This is a genomic window from Christiangramia portivictoriae DSM 23547, from assembly GCF_000423045.1.
GTDB classification, from domain to species: Bacteria; Bacteroidota; Bacteroidia; order Flavobacteriales; family Flavobacteriaceae; genus Christiangramia; species Christiangramia portivictoriae.
This window is the reverse complement of sequence record NZ_AUHF01000001.1, coordinates 197,360-223,258: the sequence shown is the minus strand read 5'-3', so window position 1 is coordinate 223,258 and position 25,899 is coordinate 197,360. Positions and strand designations below refer to the sequence as shown.

25 protein-coding genes are annotated in these 25,899 nt (G+C 39.8%); 5 read left to right on the top strand and 20 right to left on the bottom strand.

Annotation, left to right across the window (positions count from 1 at the left end; genetic code table 11):
• Nucleotides 1-59: 59 nt before the first annotated feature.
• The 5 genes from accB to pdxA form a co-directional block, all read right to left on the bottom strand.
• A complete protein-coding gene (accB, locus tag G529_RS0101030; protein ID WP_026913754.1) occupies nucleotides 60-563 on the bottom strand; it encodes an acetyl-CoA carboxylase biotin carboxyl carrier protein in 504 nt (167 codons plus the stop codon).
• A gap of 17 nt (nucleotides 564-580) precedes the next feature.
• Nucleotides 581-1,579, bottom strand: coding sequence for a beta-ketoacyl-ACP synthase III (locus tag G529_RS0101025; RefSeq protein ID WP_026913753.1), 999 nt, complete (start codon nucleotides 1,577-1,579; stop codon nucleotides 581-583).
• A 179-nt stretch (nucleotides 1,580-1,758) separates the two neighbouring features.
• Nucleotides 1,759-1,956 (bottom strand): 50S ribosomal protein L32, encoded by a 198-nt coding sequence (gene rpmF / locus G529_RS0101020; protein WP_011711183.1) that lies wholly within the window; start codon nucleotides 1,954-1,956, stop codon nucleotides 1,759-1,761.
• 13 nt (nucleotides 1,957-1,969) lie between these two features.
• A complete protein-coding gene (locus tag G529_RS0101015; protein ID WP_026913752.1) occupies nucleotides 1,970-2,503 on the bottom strand; it encodes a YceD family protein in 534 nt (177 codons plus the stop codon).
• A gap of 95 nt (nucleotides 2,504-2,598) precedes the next feature.
• Nucleotides 2,599-3,645 (bottom strand): 4-hydroxythreonine-4-phosphate dehydrogenase PdxA, encoded by a 1,047-nt coding sequence (pdxA, locus tag G529_RS0101010; RefSeq protein ID WP_026913751.1) that lies wholly within the window; start codon nucleotides 3,643-3,645, stop codon nucleotides 2,599-2,601.
• 61 nt (nucleotides 3,646-3,706) lie between these two features.
• Here pdxA and G529_RS0101005 point away from each other — a divergent pair, with 61 nt between their 5' ends.
• On the top strand, nucleotides 3,707-4,294 hold the full coding sequence (locus G529_RS0101005; protein WP_026913750.1) for a riboflavin synthase: 588 nt from the start codon (nucleotides 3,707-3,709) through the stop codon (nucleotides 4,292-4,294).
• Here the strand turns inward: G529_RS0101005 and G529_RS0101000 are convergent.
• Nucleotides 4,291-4,572: a hypothetical protein gene (locus G529_RS0101000; protein WP_169513769.1), complete on the bottom strand. Its 282-nt coding sequence runs from the start codon at nucleotides 4,570-4,572 to the stop codon at nucleotides 4,291-4,293. The two genes, G529_RS0101005 and G529_RS0101000, sit on opposite strands and share 4 nt — an antisense overlap.
• 466 nt (nucleotides 4,573-5,038) lie before the next feature.
• On the opposite strand from G529_RS0101000, the gene G529_RS16075 reads away from it, so the two are divergent.
• The 4 genes from G529_RS16075 to G529_RS0100980 all read left to right on the top strand — a co-directional run bounded on the left by G529_RS16075 (nucleotide 5,039) and on the right by G529_RS0100980 (nucleotide 8,563).
• Nucleotides 5,039-7,069, top strand: coding sequence for a PAS domain-containing protein (locus tag G529_RS16075; protein WP_026913748.1), 2,031 nt, complete (start codon nucleotides 5,039-5,041; stop codon nucleotides 7,067-7,069).
• Nucleotides 7,056-7,454: a response regulator gene (locus G529_RS0100990; protein ID WP_026913747.1), complete on the top strand. Its 399-nt coding sequence runs from the start codon at nucleotides 7,056-7,058 to the stop codon at nucleotides 7,452-7,454. The genes G529_RS16075 and G529_RS0100990 overlap by 14 nt, the downstream gene beginning before the upstream one ends.
• A gap of 8 nt (nucleotides 7,455-7,462) precedes the next feature.
• Nucleotides 7,463-7,858 carry a response regulator gene (locus G529_RS0100985; protein ID WP_169513768.1) on the top strand — a complete coding sequence of 132 codons (396 nt, stop codon included), beginning with the start codon at nucleotides 7,463-7,465 and terminating at the stop codon, nucleotides 7,856-7,858.
• Nucleotides 7,859-8,176: 318 nt separating this feature from the next.
• A complete protein-coding gene (locus G529_RS0100980; RefSeq protein ID WP_026913745.1) occupies nucleotides 8,177-8,563 on the top strand; it encodes a VOC family protein in 387 nt (128 codons plus the stop codon).
• 9 nt (nucleotides 8,564-8,572) lie between these two features.
• Here the strand turns inward: G529_RS0100980 and G529_RS16070 are convergent, their stop codons facing one another.
• The 14 genes from G529_RS16070 to G529_RS0100910 form a co-directional block, all read right to left on the bottom strand.
• Nucleotides 8,573-9,550, bottom strand: a complete 978-nt coding sequence (locus G529_RS16070; RefSeq protein ID WP_169513767.1) for a LacI family DNA-binding transcriptional regulator — start codon at nucleotides 9,548-9,550, stop codon at nucleotides 8,573-8,575.
• Between the two features lie 43 nt (nucleotides 9,551-9,593).
• Nucleotides 9,594-10,598, bottom strand: coding sequence for a class 1 fructose-bisphosphatase (fbp, locus tag G529_RS0100970; protein ID WP_026913744.1), 1,005 nt, complete (start codon nucleotides 10,596-10,598; stop codon nucleotides 9,594-9,596).
• Nucleotides 10,599-10,635: 37 nt separating this feature from the next.
• Nucleotides 10,636-11,307: a bifunctional 4-hydroxy-2-oxoglutarate aldolase/2-dehydro-3-deoxy-phosphogluconate aldolase gene (locus G529_RS0100965; RefSeq protein WP_026913743.1), complete on the bottom strand. Its 672-nt coding sequence runs from the start codon at nucleotides 11,305-11,307 to the stop codon at nucleotides 10,636-10,638.
• Between the two features lie 7 nt (nucleotides 11,308-11,314).
• Nucleotides 11,315-12,334 carry a sugar kinase gene (locus tag G529_RS0100960; protein WP_026913742.1) on the bottom strand — a complete coding sequence of 340 codons (1,020 nt, stop codon included), beginning with the start codon at nucleotides 12,332-12,334 and terminating at the stop codon, nucleotides 11,315-11,317.
• 72 nt (nucleotides 12,335-12,406) lie between these two features.
• The gene (locus G529_RS0100955) at nucleotides 12,407-13,171 is read right to left on the bottom strand and encodes an SDR family NAD(P)-dependent oxidoreductase (protein ID WP_026913741.1); all 765 of its coding nucleotides are present in this window, start codon (nucleotides 13,169-13,171) and stop codon (nucleotides 12,407-12,409) included.
• A gap of 22 nt (nucleotides 13,172-13,193) precedes the next feature.
• The gene (locus tag G529_RS0100950) at nucleotides 13,194-14,480 is read right to left on the bottom strand and encodes an MFS transporter (protein WP_026913740.1); all 1,287 of its coding nucleotides are present in this window, start codon (nucleotides 14,478-14,480) and stop codon (nucleotides 13,194-13,196) included.
• 199 nt (nucleotides 14,481-14,679) lie between these two features.
• Nucleotides 14,680-15,390, bottom strand: coding sequence for a FadR/GntR family transcriptional regulator (locus G529_RS0100945; protein WP_026913739.1), 711 nt, complete (start codon nucleotides 15,388-15,390; stop codon nucleotides 14,680-14,682).
• A 184-nt stretch (nucleotides 15,391-15,574) separates the two neighbouring features.
• Complete coding sequence (locus G529_RS0100940; RefSeq protein WP_157514513.1) at nucleotides 15,575-16,486, bottom strand: polysaccharide lyase family 7 protein; 912 nt, start codon at nucleotides 16,484-16,486, stop codon at nucleotides 15,575-15,577.
• A gap of 1 nt (nucleotide 16,487) precedes the next feature.
• Complete coding sequence (locus G529_RS0100935; RefSeq protein WP_026913737.1) at nucleotides 16,488-17,402, bottom strand: polysaccharide lyase family 7 protein; 915 nt, start codon at nucleotides 17,400-17,402, stop codon at nucleotides 16,488-16,490.
• Entirely contained in the window at nucleotides 17,399-18,397 is a 999-nt protein-coding gene (locus G529_RS15350; RefSeq protein ID WP_245566880.1) for a PKD domain-containing protein, read from the bottom strand. The genes G529_RS0100935 and G529_RS15350 overlap by 4 nt, the downstream gene beginning before the upstream one ends.
• Before the next feature lie 24 nt (nucleotides 18,398-18,421).
• A complete protein-coding gene (locus G529_RS0100925) occupies nucleotides 18,422-19,846 on the bottom strand; it encodes a RagB/SusD family nutrient uptake outer membrane protein (protein ID WP_026913736.1) in 1,425 nt (474 codons plus the stop codon).
• Nucleotides 19,847-19,873: 27 nt separating this feature from the next.
• A complete protein-coding gene (locus G529_RS0100920) occupies nucleotides 19,874-22,927 on the bottom strand; it encodes a SusC/RagA family TonB-linked outer membrane protein (protein ID WP_026913735.1) in 3,054 nt (1,017 codons plus the stop codon).
• Between the two features lie 359 nt (nucleotides 22,928-23,286).
• Nucleotides 23,287-23,631 (bottom strand): cupin domain-containing protein, encoded by a 345-nt coding sequence (locus tag G529_RS0100915; protein WP_026913734.1) that lies wholly within the window; start codon nucleotides 23,629-23,631, stop codon nucleotides 23,287-23,289.
• A gap of 7 nt (nucleotides 23,632-23,638) precedes the next feature.
• Nucleotides 23,639-25,882: an alginate lyase family protein gene (locus G529_RS0100910; RefSeq protein WP_026913733.1), complete on the bottom strand. Its 2,244-nt coding sequence runs from the start codon at nucleotides 25,880-25,882 to the stop codon at nucleotides 23,639-23,641.
• Nucleotides 25,883-25,899: the final 17 nt, after the last annotated feature.

Sequence of the window (25,899 nt, the reverse complement as noted above, 5' to 3'; positions counted from 1 at the left end):
TTGCTTTTAAAGTTCTGAAGCCCGTAAATGGGCTTGCAGGTGTTAAAATGGGCAGTAATTTATGACGGATCTACCAGGTAAAGTGGCTGATCGAACTCTACAGGAGACGAATCGTCTACCAGTACTTTCACGATCTTACCAGACACTTCACTTTCGATCTCGTTGAAAAGTTTCATTGCTTCAATGATACAAAGCACATCTCCTTCTTTTACAGTGTCACCTACCTCTACAAATGTTGGCTTGTCTGGAGAAGGTTTTCTATAGAATGTTCCAATAATTGGAGATTTCACAGTGATATATTTAGAATCATCACCTGCGGTTTGTTTTTCTTCTGCTGCAGGTGCCGCTTCCTGAGCGGGTGCCTGAGGTGCGGGTGCCTGCTGTTGAGCTGGCATTTGCTGAATTTGCTGTCCTCCCATAGGAACCTGTTGTACTATGGTAGTTTCCTTATCGTCTGAACCTGTTTTAATAGTGATCTTTACATCACCTGTTTCAAGTTTAACCTCACTTGCGCCAGATTTAGCCACAAATTTAATCAGATTCTGAATTTCCTTTAAATCCATAATATTGGTGTTGGTTTTTATGAGTTATAAGCCCATTTAAGGTAAGTAGCTCCCCAAGTGAAGCCACCTCCAAAAGAGGCAAATATTAAATTATCTCCTTTTTTAAATTGTTTTTCGTAATCACTAAGTAATAAAGGTAAGGTTGCTGAAGTGGTGTTTCCATATCTATGGATATTCATCAATACCTTGTCCTCGTCTGTAAGGTTCATTCTCTTGGCAGTAGCGTCTATAATTCGCTTATTTGCCTGGTGCGCGACCAGCCAATCCACATCTTTATTGATGAGGTTGTTTCTTTCCATGATCTGGGCGCTTACCTCCGCCATATTTGATACAGCAAACTTGAAAACAGTTTTTCCATCCTGCTGTACATAATGAAGTTTTTTAGCTACCGTTTCTTCAGAAGGTGGCATTAGAGATCCTCCGGCGACAATTTTAAGAGAGTTACGACCAATAGAGTCGCATCTTAAAAGTTCATCCTGTAATCCCAGTCCTTCGTAATTAGGCTCCAGCAGAGCTGCTCCACCACCATCTCCAAAAATGATACAGGTGGTCCTATCTGTATAATCGATAATCGAGGACATCTTGTCTGCACCAATAACCAGAACCTTTTTATATCTTCCAGATTCTATATAGGCCGCTCCGGTAGACATCCCGTAAAGAAAACTGGAACACGCAGCCTGCAAATCATATCCAAATGCGTTTACCGCTCCTATCTGTGATGCCACATGAACTGCAGATGCCGCAACTGGCATATCTGGTGATACTGTTCCTAAAATGATAAGGTCTATTTCTGCCGGGTCAAGATTTGCTTTATTGATCAAATCTTTGGCTGCCTCGATGGCTAAATATGAAGTTCCCAGGCTGGGATCTTTAAGTATTCGTCTTTCTTTGATTCCTGTCCTGCTAAGGATCCACTCATCTGAGGTATCCACCAATTCTTCCAACTTTTTGTTGGTCAAAATATCTTCAGGTACATAAGCACCTACAGCTGTGATCGCTGCTGTGATTTTGCTCATAAATTTGGATTTAATTCACCCTTTTCGGCAGGAAATATAAAATCTTCATTCTTTGAAAATTACTAAATATTAATCAAACCGGCGTGCAAATTAAGGTCTTTTTAGGACTTAATCAACTAAAAACAAAAAACTCCCACAACGTGAGAGTTTCCTGTAATTCTTGAAGCTCCAGAACTTTTCTAAGCCTCTACTTCTTCTGTATTATCGATTAATACCTGACCACGGTAGTAAAGTTTACCTTCGTGCCAGTGAGCTCTGTGATACAAGTGTGCCTCACCTGTTACAGCATCTACAGCAACTTTTGGAGCTGAAGCTTTATAATGTGTTCTTCTCTTATCTCTTCTGGTTTTCGAGATTTTTCTCTTTGGATGTGCCATGGCTTCCTATTAATTATTCGTTTAATAAATTTTTTAATTTGTCCCAGCGAGGATCTATATCATCCTCATTTCTCTTTTTCTGATTTTTCAAACTGTGTTCTTCCAACTTGTCAAGTACATCAGACTCCAAAGTGCCGTCCTCAACACCCGGATGAATTCTTTTTGCCGGTACTCCTAATACCACCAGCTCATAAATATATTGCTGGATATTTACCTCATATTCTCCATGGGGAATAATTAGCAAATCTTCATCGTCGTTGTTGAATTCATCGCCAAATTTGATCACCAGGAAAAGCGAGTTCTCTATTGGTTGATCATATGGCTCATTGGTAAGATCGCAATTAACGTTCACTGTTCCTCCCGCATTGAAAGTAAGCTCCATCATGGTGCTTTTCTTCTCAAACAGCAGGTCGACCTTTACATCTGCACTGTTGAATTCCTCGTACTCAAAATGTTCAAAGAACCTGTTATCTAACTCATACTCAAACTGGTGCTTCCCTAGCTTTAACCCCTTAAAAGGGATTGTAAACTCCGCTAATTTCCTCATCTCTCCTCAGTTTTGAGTGCCTCACGTTTCCGTTAAGGCGGGTGCAAAGATATAAAAATTAATGAATTATGTTCTTTTTATAAACAAATTTTTGTTTATATCTTCCTGCCCTGTTTCTTCAATGGATTTTCGGTAAGTTGCCTGTACTCTTCCCGGGCTTTAAAGATCTCGATACCTTTAAATACAGCCTCTTTGAAGGAATTGATATTAGCCTCATTTTTTCCGGCAATATCGAATCCAGTTCCATGATCTGGAGAAGTTCTTACTTTGTTAAGGCCTGCAGTAAAATTAACCCCTCTTCCAAAAGAAAGCGTTTTAAAAGGAATCAGACCCTGATCATGATAAGAAGCCACTACGGCGTCAAAGTTCTTGTAATTCTTGGAACCAAAGAAACTATCTGCAGAATATGGACCAAAAACCAATTGTCCTTTATCTCTTAATTTCTGGATCGTAGGCTTTAATGTCTCTTCATCTTCTTTACCTATAACGCCATTATCGCCGCTATGCGGATTTATACCCAGCACCGCGATCTTAGGTTTCTGAACCCGGAAATCCTGTTTCAATGTTTTACTTATGGTATTAATCTTGGAAACGATGAGCTCCGGAGTGATCACAGATGCAATATCCTTTAAAGCTACGTGATCTGTAAGCAAACCAACCTTCAGGTTATCGGTGATCATGAACATTAGACTTTCTCCTCCAAGTTCCCTGGCCAGGTAATCTGTATGCCCCGGAAATTTAAAATCATCAGACTGTATGGTGGACTTATTGATAGGCGCGGTTACCAGCACATCGATCTTATCCTGTTTTAAAGCTGAAGTAGCCGCCGCTAGAGATTTAAAAGCGAAGCTGCCAATCTCATTACTTTCCTCACCAAACCTGATATTTACGTTCTCCTTCCAGACGTTTACCACATTGATCTTCCCATCAATTGCCTTGGAAGGATCATCGATTCCCTGGAAGTTCAACGAAAGCTTATAATGTTTTTTAAGAAAATTGATGATTTTTGAAGAAGCAAATATGATGGGAGTACAAAATTCCAGCATCCTTGCATCGTCGAAAGTCTTTAATACAATCTCACTTCCAATCCCATTCAGATCCCCAATACTAATCCCCAGTTTGATCATTTCCTCCTGTTTCATAAACTTTCCCGATATAATATTTTAATTTTACACACAAATGTAACCATTATTATAGAATAGCATGTTCACAGGGATTGTAGAAGAAATTGGAAAAGTAGTTGCTGTAGAAAAGCGGGAAGGGAATGTGAATTTATCGATAGCTGCGGAAATGACTCCGGAATTAAAGATAGACCAGAGTGTTTCTCATAATGGTGTTTGCCTAACCGTGGTTTCCATTAAAGATGATACCTATACAGTTACTGCAGTTCAGGAAACCCTAAACAAGACGAATATAGGAAATCTGAAGAAGGGGGATCCTGTTAATCTCGAACGCGGAATGAAACTAGGCGCACGTCTTGATGGGCATATCGTACAGGGACATGTGGACCAGACAGCAACCTGTACCGAAGTAAGAGAAACAGAGGGTAGCTGGCACTATACCTTTAAATACGACCCTGAAATTGGAAATCTTACAATCGAAAAGGGATCGATCACCGTAAATGGTGTAAGTCTAACCGTAGTCAATAGCAAGCCAGAAGAATTTTCAGTAGCAATCATACCCTATACCTATGAGCATACTACTTTTAAGAATCTTGGAAAAGGAGATCTTGTAAATCTTGAGTTTGATGTGATTGGCAAGTACGTAAAGCGAATTACTGAACTTTCCTAAACCAGATCGAATTTCCTAAACTGGTAACAACCAACAATCAGACCTGCTCCCATTAAGATATATACATAGTCGTCAATAGGAAGGCACAGTCCTACTGGTGGAGGAACGCCATTCCCATTTCCATTACCACCGGGACCATTTCCATTTCCATTACCCGGATCACAAGGGGGACCTCTACGACCGCTATCCTGAGCTTGTGGTTCTGGAGGTGACATCTGGGCATAAGCCGATGTGGCTATTCCACAGAATAGACCTAAGCTAAGAAGCAAAATTCTCAAACGGCTCATAATTAAAAGTATAACACCTAAAGCATCAGGCCTTAAACCTGAAAACACATACTATTAAATGAACATAACGTCATTCGTTAGCGAGTGAATTTCTGAAATATTTACGTAAATACGTAAAGATCAGTTTAGAATTAAAATTTGATCTAAGCATCACCCTGAAAAACAGAGACATAAAATTCTCTTTACACCCTCAAAAATAAGCAATTAAAGGCTTGATATCAATTCACTACATTGATATTTCGATTTGTGGCTGCAATTGCCACTCAAGCAATACAGGTCATTAAATGCCTGGTTTCAGTGATTGTACTATTGAATTTGTACACCTGCTGTCCTAATAAACCTTAAATACAGAGCGTATTTCAACTAAATTTACCATAGCCTCCAAATTTGACGGTAGGTTTCAAAATAAATGTTTTAGTTTTAGGAATTTAATGTTGAGCCCCAACTCCAGTAACCAATGAAGAATTTTCCTACTCCTAAGAACGACCAGAGAAGAAATCTGGAAGTCGAAAAATATAAGCCACAGTTGCGAATAGATGATGAAGACCTTGATTTCCTGAGTGCTATGGCTGCTGAAATTTGTGGAACTCCCAGTGCCCTGATCACTTTAATTGGCGAGAATACACAGTATATCAAGTCGGCTTACGGCATGGACCTGGAAACAAGGGAGTTCCCGAGAGAATTCACTTTTTGCGCTCATACTATCAGCTCTTCGGAAGGTTTTATGGTGGTAGAAGATGCACGGGAAGATGAAAGATTCAGCAATAATCCTTTTGTTACGGGTGAAAATCCTCTGCTTTCCTATGCAGGTGTTCCGCTTTCTAATTCTGCCGGTTACGCCATAGGCTCCTTATGCACCATAGATTTTGAACCTAAAAGCTTTTCAGAAGAACAAATAGATAAACTGAAGAAGGTAGCAAAGCAGGTGATGAAGTCGATCGAGCTTTCCCGAAAGACCAAGGAGTTGAAACACCTGAATGAAAACCTGCTTGAGGAGCAAACCAGATATAATTTTATTATCGAAGGAACTGAAACCGCTACTTTTAACTGGGATATTCTTAACGACCAGATGACCTTCAGTGATGTCTGGTACCAGATTTCGGGATATTCCCGCCGTGATTTCCCCAACAAAATGGTGGATTCATGGAGAACCATTGTGCATCCTGATGACCTGTATGCGCTTCAGCAACAGGTACAATTACATTTTGATGGAAAGAAGAAAAAGTTCAGCAGTGAATTCAGAATAAAACATAAAAACGGGGAGTTTCTTTGGATTTCCAGCCAGGGAAAGATATTTGAAAGAGATGCCTCTGGAAGACCAACCAAAATGTATGGCCTGCACCGTGATATTACTGAGAAAAAGAAAGTGGATGTTGAGGTCCAGTTAAGAGAGAAACTTCTTGAAACCTTATATGATCTTTCCCCCATAGGTATCGCTCTGAATGATTACGAGACCGGGGCTTTTATTGAAGTGAATAAGAAGATTGTGGAACCTACAGGCTATAGCCAGGAGGAATTTTTAAATCTTACCTATTTCCAGCTTACACCAGAAAAATACCTGGAAACGGAGAAGGAGCTTTTAAAAGGCCTGGATGCTACAGGTAGCTATGGACCTTATGAAAAAGAGTATATCAGAAAAGATGGAACCAGATATCCGGTCTTACTAAGAGGTGTACTTGCCAGGGATCCAAATGGCAGGAAAGTCATTTGGAGCTTTATCGAGGATATTTCTGAACAAAAAAGAAATGAGAAATTACAGGAACGAAATCTCAAAAAGATCGAAAAACTACTTGCGATAACTGAGAAGCAAAATGACCGATTAAAGAATTTCGCACATATCGTTTCGCATAATTTACGTTCTCACTCCAGTGGTATCTCACTTTTACTTGATTTCCTGAGTGAATCAAACCCTGAGATCAAAATTGAAGAACCTTTCAAGCATCTTAAAACAGCGTCCGGCAACCTCGAATCAACCATTCATGATCTCAACGACATTGTAAAAGTGAATGTATCTGGGCAGGAAGATTTCCAGGTTGTTCAACTTAAATCTGCAGTGGATAAAATCATTGAAAGCGTGGAACCTCTTACCAAAGCTGGAAAAGTTGAAATTCTAGTGGATGTTGAAGACACAGTCCGGGTATTTGGACTTAGAGCCTATGTGGAAAGTATCCTGCTAAACATGGTTACTAATGGGATCAAATACGCTTCACCAAACAGAGACAGTATGATCAGGATCACAGCAAAGCAGGATATCAACAAAGAGATAAGGATCGAAATTGAAGATAACGGGATTGGTATCGACCTGGATACGCATCGCAAAGACTTATTTAAAATGTACAAGATCTTTCACAAGCACGAAGATGCAAGAGGTGTAGGTTTATTTTTAGTGAAAAATCAAATTGAAAGTATGAACGGCTCTATTGATATTGAAAGTACAGTAGATGTTGGAACAAAATTTATAATCAAATTACCTAATGAGCAAAATTAATTTAGCCTGCCTGATCGAAGATGATCCGGTACATATCTACCTTTCGAAAAGATACCTGGAATCTTCTGGCTATATAGACAATATACAGATCTATCATAATGGAAAGGATGCCTTTGACGGACTCAAACAAGACTGGGAAAGCAAGAAAACTTTACCGGAGATCATCCTACTGGATCTAACCATGCCGGTATGGGATGGCTGGAAATTTTTAGATGAATTTACTAAATTGTCTATAGAAAAACAGATCACCATCTATATATTGACCAGCAGTATCAATGAAGCCGACAGGCAAAAAGCTTCTGATTATAATGCGGTAAAGAACTATTTAATCAAACCCATCACCATGCCTGCACTTGTAGAGCTTATTGAAAGAATGGAAAGCTAATGGCTAAAATGAAATTCGATAGAATCTTTGTAATCGATGATGACACGATCATCCATACAATCCAGAAACTTTTACTTCAGGAATATTTTCCTGAAAATTTTCTGGAGAGATATGACGATTCTACCCGTGCTTTGGATAGACTTCTAAGTATGGATGAAGATGTAAAAGAAATCCTCATATTTCTCGATCTTAATATGCCTGTTCTGTCTGGACTCCAATTACTGGATAAATTACAGGAAAATGGAATTCATTATAACATAACGGTATTTATACTTACCTTTTCTAATAATACAGCTGAAATAGAGAAGGTGAATTCACATTCCTATGTAAAGAAAGTTATTAGAAAACCACTTACGCGGGAGAAACTAGCAGAACTGGATATCGTGAGGTCTAGGGGTATTTAAGTCGTGCAGATTGTAACAGACTCATAGATACATTTACCCCTTAAGAATTGAGGTCTATTTTTTCCATTACACTGCCTTTATGCGGGCAACGCTTAACCTATAATTGTAGTTGTCCTCTTTTGACTGTAAAAACATATATTCCAGTCATAGAATGGCAATTTGTGATCTTCGATTTTTATATCAGTTTCTTTACTAATTGTACATAGCCATCACTGTTTCAATAAATAATTGACTTGATCAGCAAAACCTTCAACGCATTTTTAGCAATTCTTTTACAGTATAAATTTTATAAATTAAGGCTTCAGAAAAATATAAACAATGCATCAGTTTTCACTTAATCATTTCGCTCTTTCTGTCCGGGACGTCGACAAGTCTTTCGATTTTTATCAGAAAGTGTTTCAGTTTAAAGAGATCGAGAATACGGCTTCGAATTCCAGAACTCGCTGGCTCTCGATTGGTGAAGGCAGGCAATTGCATCTAATACCGCGACCTGATGCCGAGATCAAAACAAATAAAGCGATACATTTCGCATTTTCTACAGCTAATTTCGAGTCGGTAATTGAGCATCTTAATGTATTAAAAATTCCATATTCCGACTGGCTGGGAACCCCGGAAAAATACTATGTAAGGGATGATGGGATCAAACAGATCTATTTTCAGGATCCTGATTCCTACTGGATCGAGATCAATAATGATATACCGTAATATCCTGATTTATACGGCAGATTCCAGAACAAATTGCATTGGTTCTGGAAATAAGAGACCTTCAACACGATCCATCATAAGGTCTGCTGAAATCTTGCCTTGTTCAGATCCATTTTGAGATAGAAATCTTATTTTAGAAGATGACATTTGCAAAGTGTTGCCCTGGTTGATACAAACTACTTCAACTTCTTTGTTGCGTTTGCTTCGGATGGAGCTCAATTCTTCAATTTCTAACGCTAGTAGTGCATCACATACGATTACTGCATCAGGAAGCTCTTTCTGAATAAAGTGTTTGTAAGTTTTTGAACCGGTACCAGCTTCAGCATTAAAAAAAAGATCCGGCTGCCCGATGTTTTCAATTGCATTATAATAACCGGTTTTGCATTTATTCAATGCATCTTCATCCATACAGCTCGCAACAAAACCAACTTTTTTATAACCACCTTTATGTAGCTTTAAAATTTGTTGTTCTACCATGAGATCCAGGTTAATTGAGATCTTGTCGCACTCAATGTTATCTGAAATACGATCGAATAGCACAAGTGCTTTTTTAAAATCCTGTACAGAAGTAAGATGTGAAAACTTCTTTTTTTGATAGGTTTCTACGGAAGGTGATATGATAATGCCATCAACCTGTGACTGCACCAGTTTATTTACGCAACTTACTTCTTTATGGTAAGATTCATTACTAATGCATAGGATCAACCTGTAATTTCGCTCGTCGGTTTGCTGCTCGATAGCATTAAGTGCATCTGTGTAGAATTTGGAATTAAGCGTTGGCATCACCACGCCTATGCTCTTAGTTTTATAACCTTTCAGGATCTGGGCGGAAACATTTGGGATGTAGTGCTTAAGCGCTGCCGCTTCATGAACCCGTTTTTTGGTATTCTCACTAATTTCAGGACTATTATTGAGCGCCTTGGATACTGTACTTGCAGAGAGATTTAGCGACTCAGCAATATCACGAAGTGTAATCGATTTTTTCATAATTTCCAGCATTTTCAGTCCATCCTCGCTCTTAAATCCCAGATTAAAATTGAGATAAGAAACTTTCAGCTTTTTCCACCATATCTACATTTCCGCGGATAAATGGCACACGCTGATGCAAATCACGGGGTTTGATATCCAGAATCCTTTCAGAACCATTAGTAGCCTTCCCACCAGCTTGTTCCGTTAGAAAGGCCATTGGATTACTCTCATATAAGAGTCGTAATTTACCTTGAGGAGCCGTAGTTCCCTGCGGATATAAATAAATTCCTCCCAGAAGCATATTTCTATGAAAATCTGCCACTAGTGAACCTGTGTATCTGGACGTGAACGGCCTGTTTTCTTCTTCATTTAGTTCCTGAACCCATTTCAAATACTTCTTTATTCCATCTGGAAAATGCACGTAATTCCCTTCATTAATAGAATAGGTGTTTCCTTTCTTCGGAAATTTAATATTGGGATGAGAGAGAAAAAAAGAGCCAATTCCAGGATCGAACGTAAATCCATTTACGCCATTTCCACTGGTATAGACGAGAATTGTTGAAGTCCCGTAAATAATATATCCGGCAGCAACCTGTTTACTTCCTGGCTGAAGAAAATCTTCGGGAGTGACTGGCCCGCCAACTGGAGATACTCTTCGATAAATACTGAAGATCGTACCTACGGTAATATCAACATCAATATTAGAGGAACCATCCAGGGGATCTATGAGGATAATATATTTGGAGTCGCGATGAATCTCGTCATCAAAAATGACTATATCTTCCAGTTCTTCTGAACCAAGTCCGCACACTTCGCCCCTGTTCCTGAAAGTATCGATGAATATATCATTGGCAATAACATCAAGTTTAGCCTGAGCTTCTCCCTGAACATTCTGCTTTCCTATCTTACCTAGAATTTCCGCAAGACCTGCTTTATTAATTTGTTGGTTAACGAGTTTACCGGCTAGTTTTATAGAGCTTAATAAGGCACTTAGTTCACCTTTAGCGTATGGAAAATCCTTTTGATTCTCTATAATAAATTCTCCTAGTGTAAAATGTCTTTCCATAAAGCTACAGATTGGTCCCTAAGGATATTGAGTTTGGTTAGTTATTTTTCAAGTCCTTAATGGTTTGTAAGCACTCTCTGGTGACAGATTCGATCTTATCCAGATCAAATTCTCCAGACGCGTTTTTTACGAACAATTTGGAACCCATTCCCACACAAGTACAACCAGCTTCAAACCATTTGGTAAGGCTCTTCTTTGTTGGAGCAACCCCGCCAGTTGGCATGATACTCGTCCATGGTTGCGGACCTTTGACCGCCTTGATAAATTCTGGTCCATATATCGCTCCCGGGAAAAGTTTAACGATCTCACAACCGGCTTCTTCGGCCTTCGAAATTTCAGTTAGCGATCCACAACCAGGAAGGAAAGCGATCTTCCTGCGGTTGCAAACGACAGCTATGTCTTCTCTAAAAACAGGAGTTACGATAAAATCTGCACCTAATTGAATAAAAAGAGATGCAGAAGCGGCATCGGTAACCGAACCGATTCCAATAGCCATATCTGGATAATTATCCCGGATGTAGGTTGAAATTTCTTCAAATACAGTATGAGCATTATACTCTCTTGCAGTGAACTCGAGAACCCTCGCACCACCTTTGTAGCAGGCGTTGATAATCTCTTTTGAAGTTTTCACATCCTGATGACTGAATAAAGGAACCATACCTGTAGTCCCCATAATTTCGTACACCTGAAGTCTTGATAATTTTGCCATTATATGATCATCTTTTAATTAATGCTGAAAGTTCTCCGTCCATGATCGCATGAACCTCATCGAGACTGGCAATATTAATATCCCCACTCATGGTATGCTTGTAAGCGCTCGTAGCTACCGCAAAATCGAGCGTTTTTTGAAGACCTAAATTAGTGTGTAGCCCATAAATGATTCCGGCCATAAAAGCATCACCGGTTCCAAGTCTATCCACCACAGGAAGAATTTCCTTGTTAACTGATGTGACGAGCTCTCCTTTTGCATACATAATTCCACCAATCTTCTGGTGAGAAGCGCTCATAGAATATCTTAATGTCGTAGGCAGATATTCCAGCACTTTACAAACCTCCAGAACTTCATCGTAATAATTGCCTAATGTTTCAGGCTTCAAGTAGTCGGGTTCGATTTCCCGTTTCCCAAGCATTTTATACAATGTTGCCAGATCTCCAAGAATCACGTTGGTGATACTTAAAATTTCTGGCAGTATCTCCTCAGGATTTTTACCCCATTTCCATAAAGTAGATCTGTAATTGAGATCACAGGAAATCTTTAATCCCAAATCACTGGCTACTTTACAGGCTTTAAGGCATTCCCTCGCTGCTGATTCTGAAATTCCTGGAGTAATACCAGACCAGTGAAACCAGGATGCATTCGCAAAGACCTGCTTCCAGTCAATCTCACCTTCTTCAATTTGAGCCACTGCACTTTCAGCACGATCATATATAACCTTACTGTGTCTTATGGCGCTACCTTTTTCCAGGAAGTAAATCCCGAGTCGGTTTCCTCCTCTGGCTACATATTTGCTTCCAACCTGATACCTGCTCATCTCAGAAATCGCTTTATCTCCAAAATCGTTAGCCGGTAGTTTTGTTACAAACTGCGTGGGTAAACCCCATCGTTGCAGGGATGCCATAGTATTGAACTCGGCGCCACTATAGGAGGCATCGAATGAGCTTGCCTGAAAAAAGCGTAAATTCTCTGGTGGCGATAGCCGCATGAGCATTTCTCCGAAGGCTACGATATTTTTCATAAATATTGATTTCTGAAAAGTAGTTTCCTATGAAAAGTTACTGGCTCTACTTTTACTAACTTTCTTTTATTATTAAATTCCGAGAGCCTGTCCTCCACCAACCTGAACGGTTTCAGCAGTCAGGAATGCAGCATCTTTGCTCACTAAGAATGATACTACTGAGGCTACATCTTCTGGCTGTCCCAAACGACCTAACATGATATTGTCTTTCCAGGAAGCAAATACTTCAGGTTTAGTTGATTTGATCTGTGAGTGGAAAGGAGTATCGATAGTTCCCGGAGAAACTGCATTTACTCGAATCCCGTATTCAGCTAGATCCTTAGCAAGTGCTCTGGTTAAAGTATGTACTGCTGCTTTTGAAGTTCCGTAGATACCAGCACCAGGGCCACCAGCATTCCATCCCGCATTCGAAGTGTAATTAATAATAGTTGGATGATCTCCTTTTTTCAGAAATGGAATAGCAGCTCTTGAAACAAAGAATGCAGAATCAAGGTTAAGTGCCATAACAGACCTGTAAAACTCAGTAGTCATTTCTTCAAATCTGGATCTTCCACCAAGACCACCAGCGTTGTTTATAACCGCATCGATCTTACCGTACTTTTCACCAATTTTGGCAATATTAGCATTCACCGCATCTTCATCAGTAACATCAAAACCATAATATTCTGCAGTGATACCTTCTTTCTTAAGTTCTTCTATTTTTTCAGCACCATGATCGTCCTGAATTCCGTTCAGGATCACTGTATATCCATCCTGTCCTAGTCTTTTAGCAACGGCAAAACCAATTCCACCCGTTGCTCCGGTGATCACCGCTATTTTTTGATTTGAGTCATTCATAATTCAATAGTATTTAAGATTATTAGTAGTTATTCGTGTGTTCAATTTCAACTGGTTCAATCTTCCTTATCAGGATATAGATCGATAGTACCGCGAGCGGAGCTAATATTGCAATGATTATAAAGGCCGGCGTATAAGAGATCTCTGTGATCTGTGGAATAAGCCAGTTCATGATAATTACTGAAACCGCCGCAACTGTTCCCGCAAGACCTGCAAGCGTTCCAACTGAAGGCCCCTTCAGAAGATCGCTCGATAGCGTCTGAATGTTTCCTATGGCGAACTGGAATCCAAAAAGTACGATGGATACGATATAGATAAATGTCATTGCATTATCGCCATCTACCAGGAAGATAATTCCCATTAAGCCTAAGAAAATAAGGGCACCACCTATAAGTATTGATAATTTACGTGCGAAGTCAAGAGAATATTTATCCATAAGTGTTCCAGAAAACCATCCTCCGGCAAGGCTACCTGCCATACCTCCCAAGTAGGAGATCCATATGGTAGAACCAATTTCTTCAATGCTGAAGCCAAATTCAGAATTTAAATATAATGGCATCCATCCTACGAAAAGCCACCAGATAGGTTCTATGAAGAATCGTGAAACCAGAACTCCCCAGGGTTCTTTATAACTTAATATTTTGGCAACAGACATTCCTTTTTCCTTTTCGTTCACCTCATCTGGCTCGATCCTTCCCGAAAGAATTAGATTCCGTTCTTTCTCTGTTAACCAGGGATGTTTTTTAGGAGTTGATTTGTTAATGATAAACCAGGGTATGATCCATACAAAACCAAGTAAACCCAGAATGATAAAAGTTGTTCTCCAGCCAAATTGTGCGTATAAAAAGGCGATTAGAGCTGGTGCTACCACACTTCCTAAGGAAGCACCGGCATTAAAGATTCCCTGAGCTATAGCCCTTTCCTTCACCGGGAACCATTCTCCATTACTTTTAACCGCACCAGGCCAGTTTCCTGCTTCACCAAACCCAAGCATCGCTCTTACTAAAGAAAGTGAAACCAGACCTCGAGCGAAAGCATGCAGAATAGCTGCTGCAGACCACAAGGTGATTGAGAATATAAATCCAAGCCGGGTACCAATTTGATCGTATAATTTACCTGAAAGAAATTTACCAAGTGCATAGGTAATCATGAAGACGTTCAGCATTACTGCGTAATCAGACTCATCCATCCCAAGGTCTTTTCCCATCTCGGGCCACATGACGCCAAATGCCGTTCTATCTATATAATTGATGATGGTAGCCAATGCGATCAAGGCAATAATCCACCATCTTAAACCTTTTAATTTCATATTATTAAAATTTAAAGCCAGTAAGCGAGACTCGATTTCAGGAAAAAGATCCCTGGTACCATAGATTTTGAACCCATGGAGGTTTATTTTTAATTAATACGGAATGAGGATATAGCTTTAATGGAAGGTATATCAAGTAATCCCGGTTTAAACTTTTCTCTCAATTAACATCTGAAGGGAGCGTGCAATCCCAACATTATCAGATGTCTACGTTATAGCAATACTTATATAAACTTTTGAAGTGAATTTTCATCTGTTCCTTTGCCTTTACCGGATCTCTAGCTTCAATAGCATCCAGAATAGCTTTATGTTCTTCGATCCCTAAAAATGCCTGATTTTCATCGCAAACATGATATTTTGCGAAATTCGTGATGATCTCTGGAGTAATGGTAAGCATGAACGTGTTCATAGTACTGTTTCCACTGGCTTTCGCAATTGCCAGGTGGAATAAAAGATCTTCCTGTACGGCATCTTCCCCATTCTCGGCTTTGATTGTATATGCCTCCAGAGTCTCTTTCATGTGTTCCAGTTGCTCTTCAGTACGCCTTAGCGCTGCTAAACGAACTGTTTTGAGTTCCAGAAGAATCCTGGTTTCCACCAGTGATTTAAAATCTGGATCTGCCAGACTCAATATATCTGAGATCATCCCATTAAGGGCAACCACTCCAATGTTTGCCAGATAGGTTCCGCTTTGAGGTACACTTTGTAATATTCCGTAGAACTCCAGAGTCTGGATGGCTTCCCTGAGATTATTTCGGCTAACACCAAATTTTTCAGAAAGCATTCTCTCAGAAGGCAATTTATCACCCGGCTCGAGATTCTTGAAATTTATATACTCTCTTATATTACTAATGATCTCGTTCCGCGTTTGCTGCTGAAGTTCGATTTTCGTATATCCGTCTACATTCATTTGCCGAATTTCTAAGATGCTTTAAAACTGGTTAACCAATCTGGTTATTCAAATTTATAAAAAATAATCTGAGCTGGAAAGCATTAAGCCTTTAAAAAAGACCAATTTGGATTAATTAGTGGTCCTGCCGACTATTCAGCCGGAAGCAACACTAAGACCAACTCAAACAATATGTTATCCATGCTTAGTGAGTTACCTCAAGTTCGTAGAATTTAACCTTCGAAAAGGCGTTCTCATCTGTCGTTACCAGATAATTTCCAGCCTTAAAATAATTCTCAAAAACATTCCACTTTTTCATGTGTATACTCTCATAGATCACCTTTTCATCATCGTTCAGAATAATTTCTATTTTTCCTTCGGAAGCAATTATCTCCAGTGTAAATGGATCTGTATCTACTCTTTCTGAAAAATTGAAACCTTCATCATCTCCCCAGGCGCTGGTATGTAAAATTTCCTCTTCTGAAGCATTTAAATCCTTAAGGATCTTCGTTTTGACTCTTAGCTTCCCATCATCCCAATAAATTTTGAGAATTGGTGGTGCGTTATTATCATCTTCTCCAATCTGGTCACGCTGTGCATTGGTTAATCTCCCATGGATCTGCATGATGATCACTCTGTGAAAATCACCTTCAGCATCCCTGGAAATATCTGGAACAGCTAAGGTTCCGCGCATGCGTCCTCCTTCTTCAAAAGTCCAGTTCTTATCATTGCTTCCTGGTTCCATTTGTTCCCGTAACTCTGTTCTGGAGTAAGAAGAGTTCGCAGTAGATGATTCAGGATAGGTATAAAATACCAGAGAACCATCTGTAGAATCATTATACATAAACGGTATAAGATTCTCGTTCGTTGCATAATCGAAAATCTCCGGCGGCTCTACTTCTGAAGGATTACCAACAGGAAGGGTAACTTTCCAGTTGCTTAAATCAATTTCCGGTAACTTATAGTCCTTTACAACAGGTTCTTCCGGCTCTTCACCACCAATTATCACTGGAGTTTCTGGCTCATCTGCAACGCTGTCATCTTTCTGGCAGGAAACCAGGCTCATGCTGCACAGGTATAATATCAAGATGTTGTAGCGTTCGAAGTTAAAAATCATATTAATGAGTAACATTTAATTCGTAAAATTTAACTTTGGCGAAAGCGCCTTCGTCCCGGGTTTGCAAATAATTCCCTGCTTTAAAGTAGTTTTCGAAGACTCCCCATTTCTGCATATGGATATTCTCATATACTTTAAATTCATTATCGTTTAGAGAGACTAGCATTTTACCTTCAGAAACAACAACTTCCAGATCAAACTTTTTAAAACCTACTTCCTCCTTAAAGCTGAAACCCTCATCGTCTCCCCAGGCTTCATCATACAGCAAACCTTTGGGCTGTGTTTCCAGGAATTTAAGTTCCTTGGTTTTGACTCTGATTTTACCTTTATCCCAGTAAATTTTGAGGATTGGAGGCGCGTTATTGTCTTTCTGTCCAATTTCAGCTTTCTGCTCATCGGTTAATCTGCCATGAATCTGCAATATGATAACCTTATGATATTTTCCATTCTTATCCCTGCTAACATCCTCCATTGCAATCCTGGCTTTGAGATTGCCGCCGTCCTTAAAAGTCCAGTTCACATCATCATTTCCAGGTTCCATCTGTTCCCTGAGCTCAGACCTGGAATACTTGGTATTTGCAGTCGTGGCATTACTTGGATATGCATAAAAGACCAGAGCGCCGGAAGTGGAGTCATTATACATGAATGGCTTTAAGGTTTCATTCTCTGCATAATTTAAAATCTCCGGAGGTTCCACACTAATGGCACCACCTTTACCTTCGCCTTCAGGAATAGTTAGCTTCCAGTGACTTAGATCAATCTTTGAAAGCTTAAAATTATCAGCAGTATTGGATATGGAATCGTCTACATTTGAAGATACGGCAGGAGCTTTACACTGAGTAAAAGTCCAGGCAGTTCCTGCCGCAATTCCAAATAAGCATATTTTTCTGGTGTAAACACCTAAGAATTTGATCATGCTCCTGTTTCCCCTTCGCTCTCACCTTCACCTTCAGATTCCCCTGAACCTTCTCCTTCTGAATCACCTTCGGTTTCTTCTTCAGCATCACCATCAGATTCTTCTCCTTCTTCAGTATCCTCTTCAACTACAGGAATCATGGATACATCATCGATATAAGCATCAGAACTGTTATTTGAATCGAATAAGATAGAGATCTCGCCGTTAGCACCTGTTTCAAATTCAACGATCAGGGCATTGTAATTTCCTTTACCATCCACCTTGGTTCCGCTTTCCTGAGCTAATAACGTAGCCGATGCAAATTCATCAAAATTTCCTAATTGCCCGTCGATCACAGAAGCTCGAATAGAATCTCCTTCTCCGGTTAAGGCATAGAATAAGGTCAGGATATACTTGGTGTTTGGAGATACTGTAAGCGCCTGGTAGGATTGTCTTGCATTGGTAGCACTTTCAGGATATTTTGCAGCCTGACTACCTCCACGACCGTCTGAACCTGTGATCTGGTGAATACTTGCCCCACTTAATCTCCAGCAATCTCTACCGTCCTGGCCATCTCCACAGGCATCGCTTCCATCCTCAAAATCTGCTTCGCCAATTTCTGGTGTTATTGCTGCCGGAACTGGTGGCTCTTCTACCAGTACTTCGGAAGTAAAGGTATCTGTAACTCCAAGTTTATCTGAAACAGTTAATGTTACTGTATAAATCCCTTCATCTGGAAAAGTATTCATAGGATCAAGTTCTGTAGAGGTATTACCATCCCCAAAATCCCACATATAGTCTGTCGCGCTATTGGATAAATTCGCAAAACTGAAGGTTAAGAAATCATCATCGCTCTGCGAGGCGCTAAAATTGGCTGAAGGTGGAGTCTTATCTGCAATGGAACCTTCTTCCGGCAGATCATACTCGTAATCGCAGGAGACAGTAAGTCCTGCCAGTAACAAAATCGAAACATAAAGGACCCTCTTCAACTGAAACTTATAAATATTGAATTTCATCTTTATCATTTTAATTATTAGACATTAATAACCAGGATTTTGCTCCATAAGACCATTGCTCAGGTTGATCTCTCTCTGCGGAATAGGCAACAAAAGATCGGTCGCACTAAAATCATATCCGTTTTCCTGTGCAAATTCAGACAGCACTTCCTGCGCCACTCCAAATCTTACCAGGTCAAAAAATCTATGATTCTCAAAAGCAAGTTCTACTCTTCTCTCCTCCAGAAGATCTTCCTTGGTAATGCTGGTAACAGTATCTGTTAGACCCGCTCTATCACGAATTTTCTGGAAAGAATTTAGAGCTGCGGTAGAGCTGGTTTCCTGTCCTCCTGCAAGAATCGCTTCTACGTGTAGCAATAGAACGTCTGCATATCTAATAACGATCCAGTCATTTCCGGCAAGTTCCGGGTTGCTTGAGGTTGGTTCAATGCCAAGGTCACTATCACCATTAGGAATATATTTTGCCACCTGGTATTGAGTTGGCTGCGCCTGGTCCTGTCTGTAAGAAAATGCAGTTCTATTTCCTCCATTTGCATCCAGTGCTGCTCTGGCATCTTCAGTCACATAATTCACTCCACTGGTTCTACCTACAGAGTTCAGCATTTCAGCAGAAAAGTTCTGGCTATCTGAAGTGATATCTGAAGTATAACCTACTGCGTAGATTACTTCACTATTGCTTTCATTATAAAAGACATCCTTAAAATTAGATTCCAGCGAATAGTCTCCACTATTGATCACAGATTCAAGTAGCGTCTGAGCTTCGGTGTAATTTGAACCGGTTGTTAAGTACACTTTTGCCAGCAATGTTTGTGCAGCTGCCTGGGACGCCCTGTTTCTGGAAGAATTGTCCAGTCCTGAGATGGCAGTATTTAGATCTGAAATAATAAGGTCGTAGATAGCTCCTTCAGAAGCTCTCGTAAATGCTATTTCTTTTTCCAGCGGACCAATAAGCCGATCTATTAACGGTACCGGACCAAATAATCTTACCAGGTTAAAATAAGCATAAGCTCTTACAAATTTGGCTTCAGCTTCAAACTGTGCTACATCTTCCTCACTAGCAGCTTCAAGATTGGCCAGAACAAGATTTGCTCTGTAAATGATCTCGAAGTAACTGATGTAGTAATTGGTGACAATTCCATTACTGGTGGTTACCCGGTAGTTTTCGAATTGCGCTGCTTCACCCTCACGAGATTTTGTACGGGTGTTATCGCTACGCATTTCAGTAATATAAAACTCTCTCTGGATACTAAAGTTGTCATCCAGGTCATTTGAATTCACACCCTGAATGGCGTCATACATCCCGATTACTGCAGTTTCCACCTGCTCACTGTTCTGGAAATAACCTTCAGCAGAAATTGCCGACTCAGGCTCAGGTTCCAGGAAGTCTTTTCCACACGAAACCATTGTAAGGATCGTGATTCCAAGGATTAAGTATATTTTTTTGTTCATAATAATATCTTTAAAAAAGTTCTTTGATTAAAAATCGGCATTGATCCCAATAGATATGGTTCTGAAAATTGGTGAACCTGCTCTTTGATACCCATAGGTTGTTGGCGAGGTGTTATCGATACTTTCTGGGTTAAAACCAGTATAATCATCAGCCGTCCAGTACTTCAGGTTCTGCCCTGCTGCATAAATCCTCAAGCTCTTCAGTCCCAGTTTACCTGTAACCTCTACCGGAATATTGTAACCAACATTCAGGTTTCTAAGAGCAACATACGAAGCGTCCTGTACGATATCATCTGTAAAGATCTTTTCCCTGATGAAATCCTGATCTGGTGTGATCGCCGGGTCAAAATCTGCTCCACTATTAAAGTGATTGAAGATATACTGATCTCCCATGTTTCTAACCTCAGCACCATGACTTCCCTGGAAAAGGAAACTTATATCCAGGTTACCTATTCTAAAGTCATTGGTCAAACTCCAGATAAGATCTGGGTATGGGTTTCCAAGAATTGTCTTGTCATCATCATCAATAACACCATCACCATTTAGATCCTTTACATATACATCCTGAGCTTCTGCCCCAATCGGGAAATATGGTCTTTCACGAAGTTCTCTGGGAATATCTCTGTCTACAACCCATCCATAAAAAGATGAAATTGGCTGACCTTCCAGGTTGATCCATTCTGCAGCTCTTTTGTCATCTACCAGCCCAATCTGTCCGTTAGAATCTGCAAAATCTGTTAGTTCATTTTTATTTCTGGAAGCAAGAATTGTTGTGTTCCATCCAAAATTGGAGTTAGCGAAATTCCTGGTGCGAAGTTCCACCTCAAGACCACTGTTTTCCACCTCTCCTATATTTACAAGGGCATTTCTAAATCCGGTAGAAGCAGAGATCGGGTTAAAAAGTAATAACTGGTCACTGGTTCTTTTGTAATAATCTATAGATCCGGTAATTCTATTCTTCAGGAATCCAAAATCAAGACCTGGATTTATTTCCTTGGATCTTTCCCATTGTAGATCTGGGTTCGCAATGTTAAGAGCGACAAAAGCTGGTTGTACTGCTCCACCAATGGTTGCTGAAGATGGTCCCAGCAATGGTAAGGAAGGGTAAAGATCTATAATGTCTGAATTAGTGTCAAGATCCTTGTTCCCCGTGAAACCATAACTTACCCTGAATTTGAAACTACTAAGGAAGTCGTTGTCTTTCAGGAAATTTTCTTCAGCGATATCCCAACCTAATGAAATGGCCGGGAAATCACCGTATTTGGAATCAGAACCAAATACAGAACTTCCATCCCTTCTATAACTGAAAGATGCCAGGTATTTATCTGCATAAGCCCAGTTTAGTCTCGCGAAGTAACTCTGGAATCTTTCATCATAAACCCACGAGTCTATTTCTGAAGCAACTGTAGCTGCAGATAAGGTTTTAATTAAATCTGAAGTATAACCGGTTCCTAAGGAGTAGCTACCTTCATAATCCCACTGCTCGAAAGTGATTCCGGCAACAGCATCAAATTCGTGTTTTCCAAAAGTCTTATCATAAGTAAGATACGTTTCAGAAGCCAGGTGGATCGCACGTTCGTTCTCCACATTGTAACTGGCATCTGATGCACCGTTACGGCTCGCGAGAACTCCCTGCCATCTATCACGCATGGTATGCTGATAATCTCCGGAAAGTGTTGTTCTTAAATTAAGATCGTCCATGATCTCATAGTCTGCATAGAAATTTCCAAATACTTTGAATTTGTAATCATTTCTATCTCTTTCCAGAACTTTGGCAGCTGGATTCGTATTGGAGGTATCGCTAATATCTATTAAAGTTCCATCTCCAAAAAGATCATAATTATCGAAGTGTCTTTGTACAGCATAATCACCAACCTCAACATCTGGATATACATTTCTATCTACGAACTGAATGGTATTCTCATCATGGTAGATTGGCAACCATGGCGGCTGACGTAATATATCATGAGTAGATCCATCAAAACGTCTGGTATCTGTATAAGATGGTGCAAGGTTACCACCAAACCTAAACTTGTCGCTTACCTTGGTGTCTAGTTTCAGTCTTAGGTTATATCTCTTGTAATCATCTGTTAATAATACCCCTTCATCATGCAGGTATCCTAAAGAAATACTGAATTTGGTATTTTCTGATCCTCCACGTGCACTTAAAGAATGATTCTGGATCAAACCACCGTCGAAGATATCATCCTGCCAGTCACGATCAATACCAATTGCCTGTATGTATTGTGTTCTTGGAGAAAGTTCTCCGGTTGCAGCAAGTTCTGCCGCAGCAGTTTCAGCAACAGAAAAATAATACGCATCACTTTGTCTTGCTTCCTTATAACCGCTATATCCCTGGTAACTAAATACAGTTTTCCCTTCCTTACCCTGTTTGGTGGTAATCAGGATCACCCCGTTTCCTCCTCGGGAACCATAGATAGCGGCTGAAGCGGCATCTTTTAAAACATCAAAAGATTCAACCTCGCTCATATCCAAACTCCCCAGGAAGTCATTGTCTACTACCAGCCCATCTACAACAATCAATGGAGCCGAGCTACCGGTTAAAGAACCTGTACCCCTGATTCTAATGGTAGGGGCAGCACCAGCCTGACCATCGGTGGCCTGTATGTTCACCCCGGAAATCTGTCCAACAAGTGCATCGTCCACACGTGCTACAGGTAATTGGTCAAGATCTTCGTTTACCACGCTGGAAACTGCACCGGTAAGGTGACTTTTCTTTCTGGTACCATACCCAATTACTACTGTCTCGTCAAGTAATTGAGAATCTGAGGCCATGACAACATCCAAAGTTTGCTGACCATTATACGTAATTTCCTGGCTTACAAAGCCAAGATAGGAGAACTGCAACACGTTCCCATCTACTACATCGATTTCGTAATTACCGTCAAAATCGGTTACAACCCCGGTCGTTGTACCTTTGATCATCACGCTAACTCCAGCCAGAGGAACTGCATCTCCCTCTGAGGTCACAGTACCTGAAAGTGCATTACTTTCCTGAGCAATCAGAGCCAAATGACATAGTAGCGCCACTAAGAAAATTGCTGTTTTCTTCAAGTTCATAAGTTTTTAATTTAGTTACATTGATTTAAATAGTCCTAACCGAGAAAAAGTATTGACAGACAATGGTTGCTAGAAATGTCTATGTAGTTACTTATGAAATTGTATCTTTGCAATTCATGTTTACTATTGAGTAATAGACATGGTTTAAACGACTTCTCTCAAATGAAGTTTAAGTTTTAAAGGATAGGCGTGCACCTATCCTTTATTTTTTTGACCATTCCAAAAATAACTTTTATTGGTTATCCAGATTGGTTTCCCAAACTGGTTTACCAAATATATGTTATTTTATTGTTAAGTAAAAAATTAATCTGACAAAAAATTATCCTTTTTTTTATCAGATCTATAATTCAGTATAATTCCTAGAAGAAATCTTCTCTTATTGGACTGAAGACATCTATCAGCACACCTTCTTCTTTACAAATAGCGCCATGCATTTTATGAGGTGGTATATAAAACGAATCACCGCCTTCCATCATCTTTGTTTCATCGCCAATAGTTAGCTCAAATTTTCCACTTACCACATAAGTTACTTGTGAATGATGATGCTCATGCATTGGTCCAACTCTTCCTTCTTTAAAATGTACCTTAGCCAGTAAGATCTTATCATCATATCCCATAATTTGTCTTCGCACACCTTCACCAACGGTTTCCCATTCGATTTCCTGTGCTTTCATGAATTCCTTGCTCGTTCCTAAATCTTTCATTTTCTATTTATTTATTGATTATTGTATAGGGTCCATCCCATTTGAACTCCTCTTTATTTATGATTAATTGATGTTGTTCATCTACAGAAGTTTCCTCATTACTCATAAGAAATAAAATTCGTTCGCCGTTGTGTCCCGTGATCTGTACAGCTGTATATTCTGGAGTATCTGTAATTACTCTTAGATCCTTCACCTGGCTAAAACTATTTTTTCCCAACTCAGTCACAGGATCATAACTTCCATGTGGTTCCAATACGGTAATGAATAATGCATCCTTTGCCTTTTCCTTCCGACTAATAAATACCGGATCACGTCTTAGATTGAATTCAGGGTCTGTGGCTCCAATTCTCCCCAGTATAACGCGATCTTTACTTCCCAGAGCCTGAGTAAGCGTATAAAATCTCCTGTTATTGGACCATGTAAACTTAGTATTAGACTCACCTGCCTTACCACGGGACTCAACCCATAAATGCTGATATCCGTTTTTGCTTCCTAATTTCTGCAACTGCTCTGGCATATTGATCTCGAAATTGGTATCGATGATCTGTCCCTGATAATAGAATGGTAGATCATATTGATTTTCTTTCTCTCCCTCTAGTCTAAAAATATCCAGAATCACGGGATTCTGAAAAAGCTCATTTTCCAGCATGACCATTGTACGATGCATTTTTGTTCCGGGATATGCATTTGTATCTATAGCACTTACGATTTTAATGTCATTCAAAGTGAAATCTGAAAAATATAACTCAGGATTGTATTTGCTTCCTGTATCGAAATCACCATCGAAATGAGAAGTTTCATTTTGCACAATCGTATTGTGAGCAATGCTTTGTTTTGCCCAGCTGGTATTTTCTTTTAAATATCCTCCACCTTTCTTAGGTTCTATATTCACAAATCTTGCAAATCCATAATCCTGAATGATTTCTTCTCCTTCATTATAAAATGAAAATGAAAGCTTATCATAATGACCATGACTATCTCCCTGCGATGTGTATTTATAAACCAGCGAATAATTGTTTCCCGGTTTTCCTTGTCGTAGGATGGTGATCCCGCCTTTATTTCCTTCCGGACCATCTGAAAGGTTCAAGGAACTTTTTTCGAAATCCTGAATTTCTCCAGATTGAATTGCCTGTGCCACAGCTTTACCGGCCTCATCAAGAGTCACTCTACCCTGCTTTTGTGCTACAGAAAGTAGGCCAGGTGATCTATCGCCATAATAGTAAGCTGCATCTACAGCGATCACGATTGATTGATTGTAAATAGACATTCCTTTTTGAGCATCGTTCAATGGAAAGAAATCACCATCTGCATCTGTTAGATTTAGTATAGCATTTACAGCTTTGATTAGCACTCCATCTTTATGTTCAAATATCTTAATGTCTGGTCTTTTATCTTCAAGCGCCTTGGCAAACATGATAAATGGATACATAGCATAGCGCTGGTAATAAGGTCCCTCAGTGTAGTAACCAGATGGAGAAAAAGCTTCTTCAAGATTTGCCAGGAAACCAGCTTTCTGTCCCTGTTTCAGGATACGCCCACCATCATCATCACGAGCATCTTCAGAAATATTAGTGTTTTTCATTCCGTATAAGGCACGATTGACGAGTTCGTCATTATTCATGACCAGCCCAATCATCCCAACAGCGGCATTTCCCCAGGTACTATGATTATGAATTCTATTGAAGAATTTTGGGTTTTCAAGAGAAAGGAAGTCGGCGTATGGCAGGAAAAGATCCTTTTCCAGTTGATCTCTCTCTTTTTTATCGAGATAGTCGTAAATACTACCATAAGCCTGGCTCATTGCAACAAGCCAGTTAGAATCATTCAGAGATTGCCAGAATAATTTCCCTCTGGCATAGGATCTTTCTTCAGGATGTAATGGCAGTTCTGGAAACATCGCCGCATATTGCATTAACATTTCCTTGATGTAGATCGCATACTTCTCATCCTTTTCAATTCTGTAAAGATCACCAGCGTTTTGTGCTGTTGCGTAATTTTTTTTATGCCTTTCATGGGTATAGCCGCCCGCGAGATCTTTTGGAACAGGCACATCTATACCCTTAGCAATTTCTGCATCTACCTCTTTCTTTATCTTCTGAAGGGTTTTATCGAACAGGGAATTTTCCTCCAGCTGCTGTTTTACGATCGCTGTTTGGTCAGGTTTTTCTGAATTGTGGTTCTGAGCATAAGTCGTAGCACTGAACGCGAGTAAAAATGTGCATAGATAAAGTACTGAAGGATTTATTTTCATATAATGTTTTTAGAATC

What these genes read in the sequence shown, in the direction of transcription:
- accB (WP_026913754.1), bottom strand. Translation starts at nt 563, where the DNA reads ATGGATTTAAAGGAAATTCAGAATCTGATTAAATTTGTGGCTAAATCT.
- G529_RS0101025 (WP_026913753.1), bottom strand. Translation starts at nt 1,579, where the DNA reads ATGAGCAAAATCACAGCAGCGATCACAGCTGTAGGTGCTTATGTACCT.
- rpmF (WP_011711183.1), bottom strand. Translation starts at nt 1,956, where the DNA reads ATGGCACATCCAAAGAGAAAAATCTCGAAAACCAGAAGAGATAAGAGA.
- G529_RS0101015 (WP_026913752.1), bottom strand. Translation starts at nt 2,503, where the DNA reads ATGAGGAAATTAGCGGAGTTTACAATCCCTTTTAAGGGGTTAAAGCTA.
- pdxA (WP_026913751.1), bottom strand. Translation starts at nt 3,645, where the DNA reads ATGAAACAGGAGGAAATGATCAAACTGGGGATTAGTATTGGGGATCTG.
- G529_RS0101005 (WP_026913750.1), top strand. Translation starts at nt 3,707, where the DNA reads ATGTTCACAGGGATTGTAGAAGAAATTGGAAAAGTAGTTGCTGTAGAA.
- G529_RS16075 (WP_026913748.1), top strand. Translation starts at nt 5,039, where the DNA reads ATGAAGAATTTTCCTACTCCTAAGAACGACCAGAGAAGAAATCTGGAA.
- G529_RS0100990 (WP_026913747.1), top strand. Translation starts at nt 7,056, where the DNA reads ATGAGCAAAATTAATTTAGCCTGCCTGATCGAAGATGATCCGGTACAT.
- G529_RS0100985 (WP_169513768.1), top strand. Translation starts at nt 7,463, where the DNA reads ATGAAATTCGATAGAATCTTTGTAATCGATGATGACACGATCATCCAT.
- G529_RS0100980 (WP_026913745.1), top strand. Translation starts at nt 8,177, where the DNA reads ATGCATCAGTTTTCACTTAATCATTTCGCTCTTTCTGTCCGGGACGTC.
- G529_RS16070 (WP_169513767.1), bottom strand. Translation starts at nt 9,550, where the DNA reads ATGAAAAAATCGATTACACTTCGTGATATTGCTGAGTCGCTAAATCTC.
- fbp (WP_026913744.1), bottom strand. Translation starts at nt 10,598, where the DNA reads ATGGAAAGACATTTTACACTAGGAGAATTTATTATAGAGAATCAAAAG.
- G529_RS0100965 (WP_026913743.1), bottom strand. Translation starts at nt 11,307, where the DNA reads ATGGCAAAATTATCAAGACTTCAGGTGTACGAAATTATGGGGACTACA.
- G529_RS0100960 (WP_026913742.1), bottom strand. Translation starts at nt 12,334, where the DNA reads ATGAAAAATATCGTAGCCTTCGGAGAAATGCTCATGCGGCTATCGCCA.
- G529_RS0100955 (WP_026913741.1), bottom strand. Translation starts at nt 13,171, where the DNA reads ATGAATGACTCAAATCAAAAAATAGCGGTGATCACCGGAGCAACGGGT.
- G529_RS0100950 (WP_026913740.1), bottom strand. Translation starts at nt 14,480, where the DNA reads ATGAAATTAAAAGGTTTAAGATGGTGGATTATTGCCTTGATCGCATTG.
- G529_RS0100945 (WP_026913739.1), bottom strand. Translation starts at nt 15,390, where the DNA reads ATGAATGTAGACGGATATACGAAAATCGAACTTCAGCAGCAAACGCGG.
- G529_RS0100940 (WP_157514513.1), bottom strand. Translation starts at nt 16,486, where the DNA reads ATGATTTTTAACTTCGAACGCTACAACATCTTGATATTATACCTGTGC.
- G529_RS0100935 (WP_026913737.1), bottom strand. Translation starts at nt 17,402, where the DNA reads ATGATCAAATTCTTAGGTGTTTACACCAGAAAAATATGCTTATTTGGA.
- G529_RS15350 (WP_245566880.1), bottom strand. Translation starts at nt 18,397, where the DNA reads ATGAAATTCAATATTTATAAGTTTCAGTTGAAGAGGGTCCTTTATGTT.
- G529_RS0100925 (WP_026913736.1), bottom strand. Translation starts at nt 19,846, where the DNA reads ATGAACAAAAAAATATACTTAATCCTTGGAATCACGATCCTTACAATG.
- G529_RS0100920 (WP_026913735.1), bottom strand. Translation starts at nt 22,927, where the DNA reads ATGAACTTGAAGAAAACAGCAATTTTCTTAGTGGCGCTACTATGTCAT.
- G529_RS0100915 (WP_026913734.1), bottom strand. Translation starts at nt 23,631, where the DNA reads ATGAAAGATTTAGGAACGAGCAAGGAATTCATGAAAGCACAGGAAATC.
- G529_RS0100910 (WP_026913733.1), bottom strand. Translation starts at nt 25,882, where the DNA reads ATGAAAATAAATCCTTCAGTACTTTATCTATGCACATTTTTACTCGCG.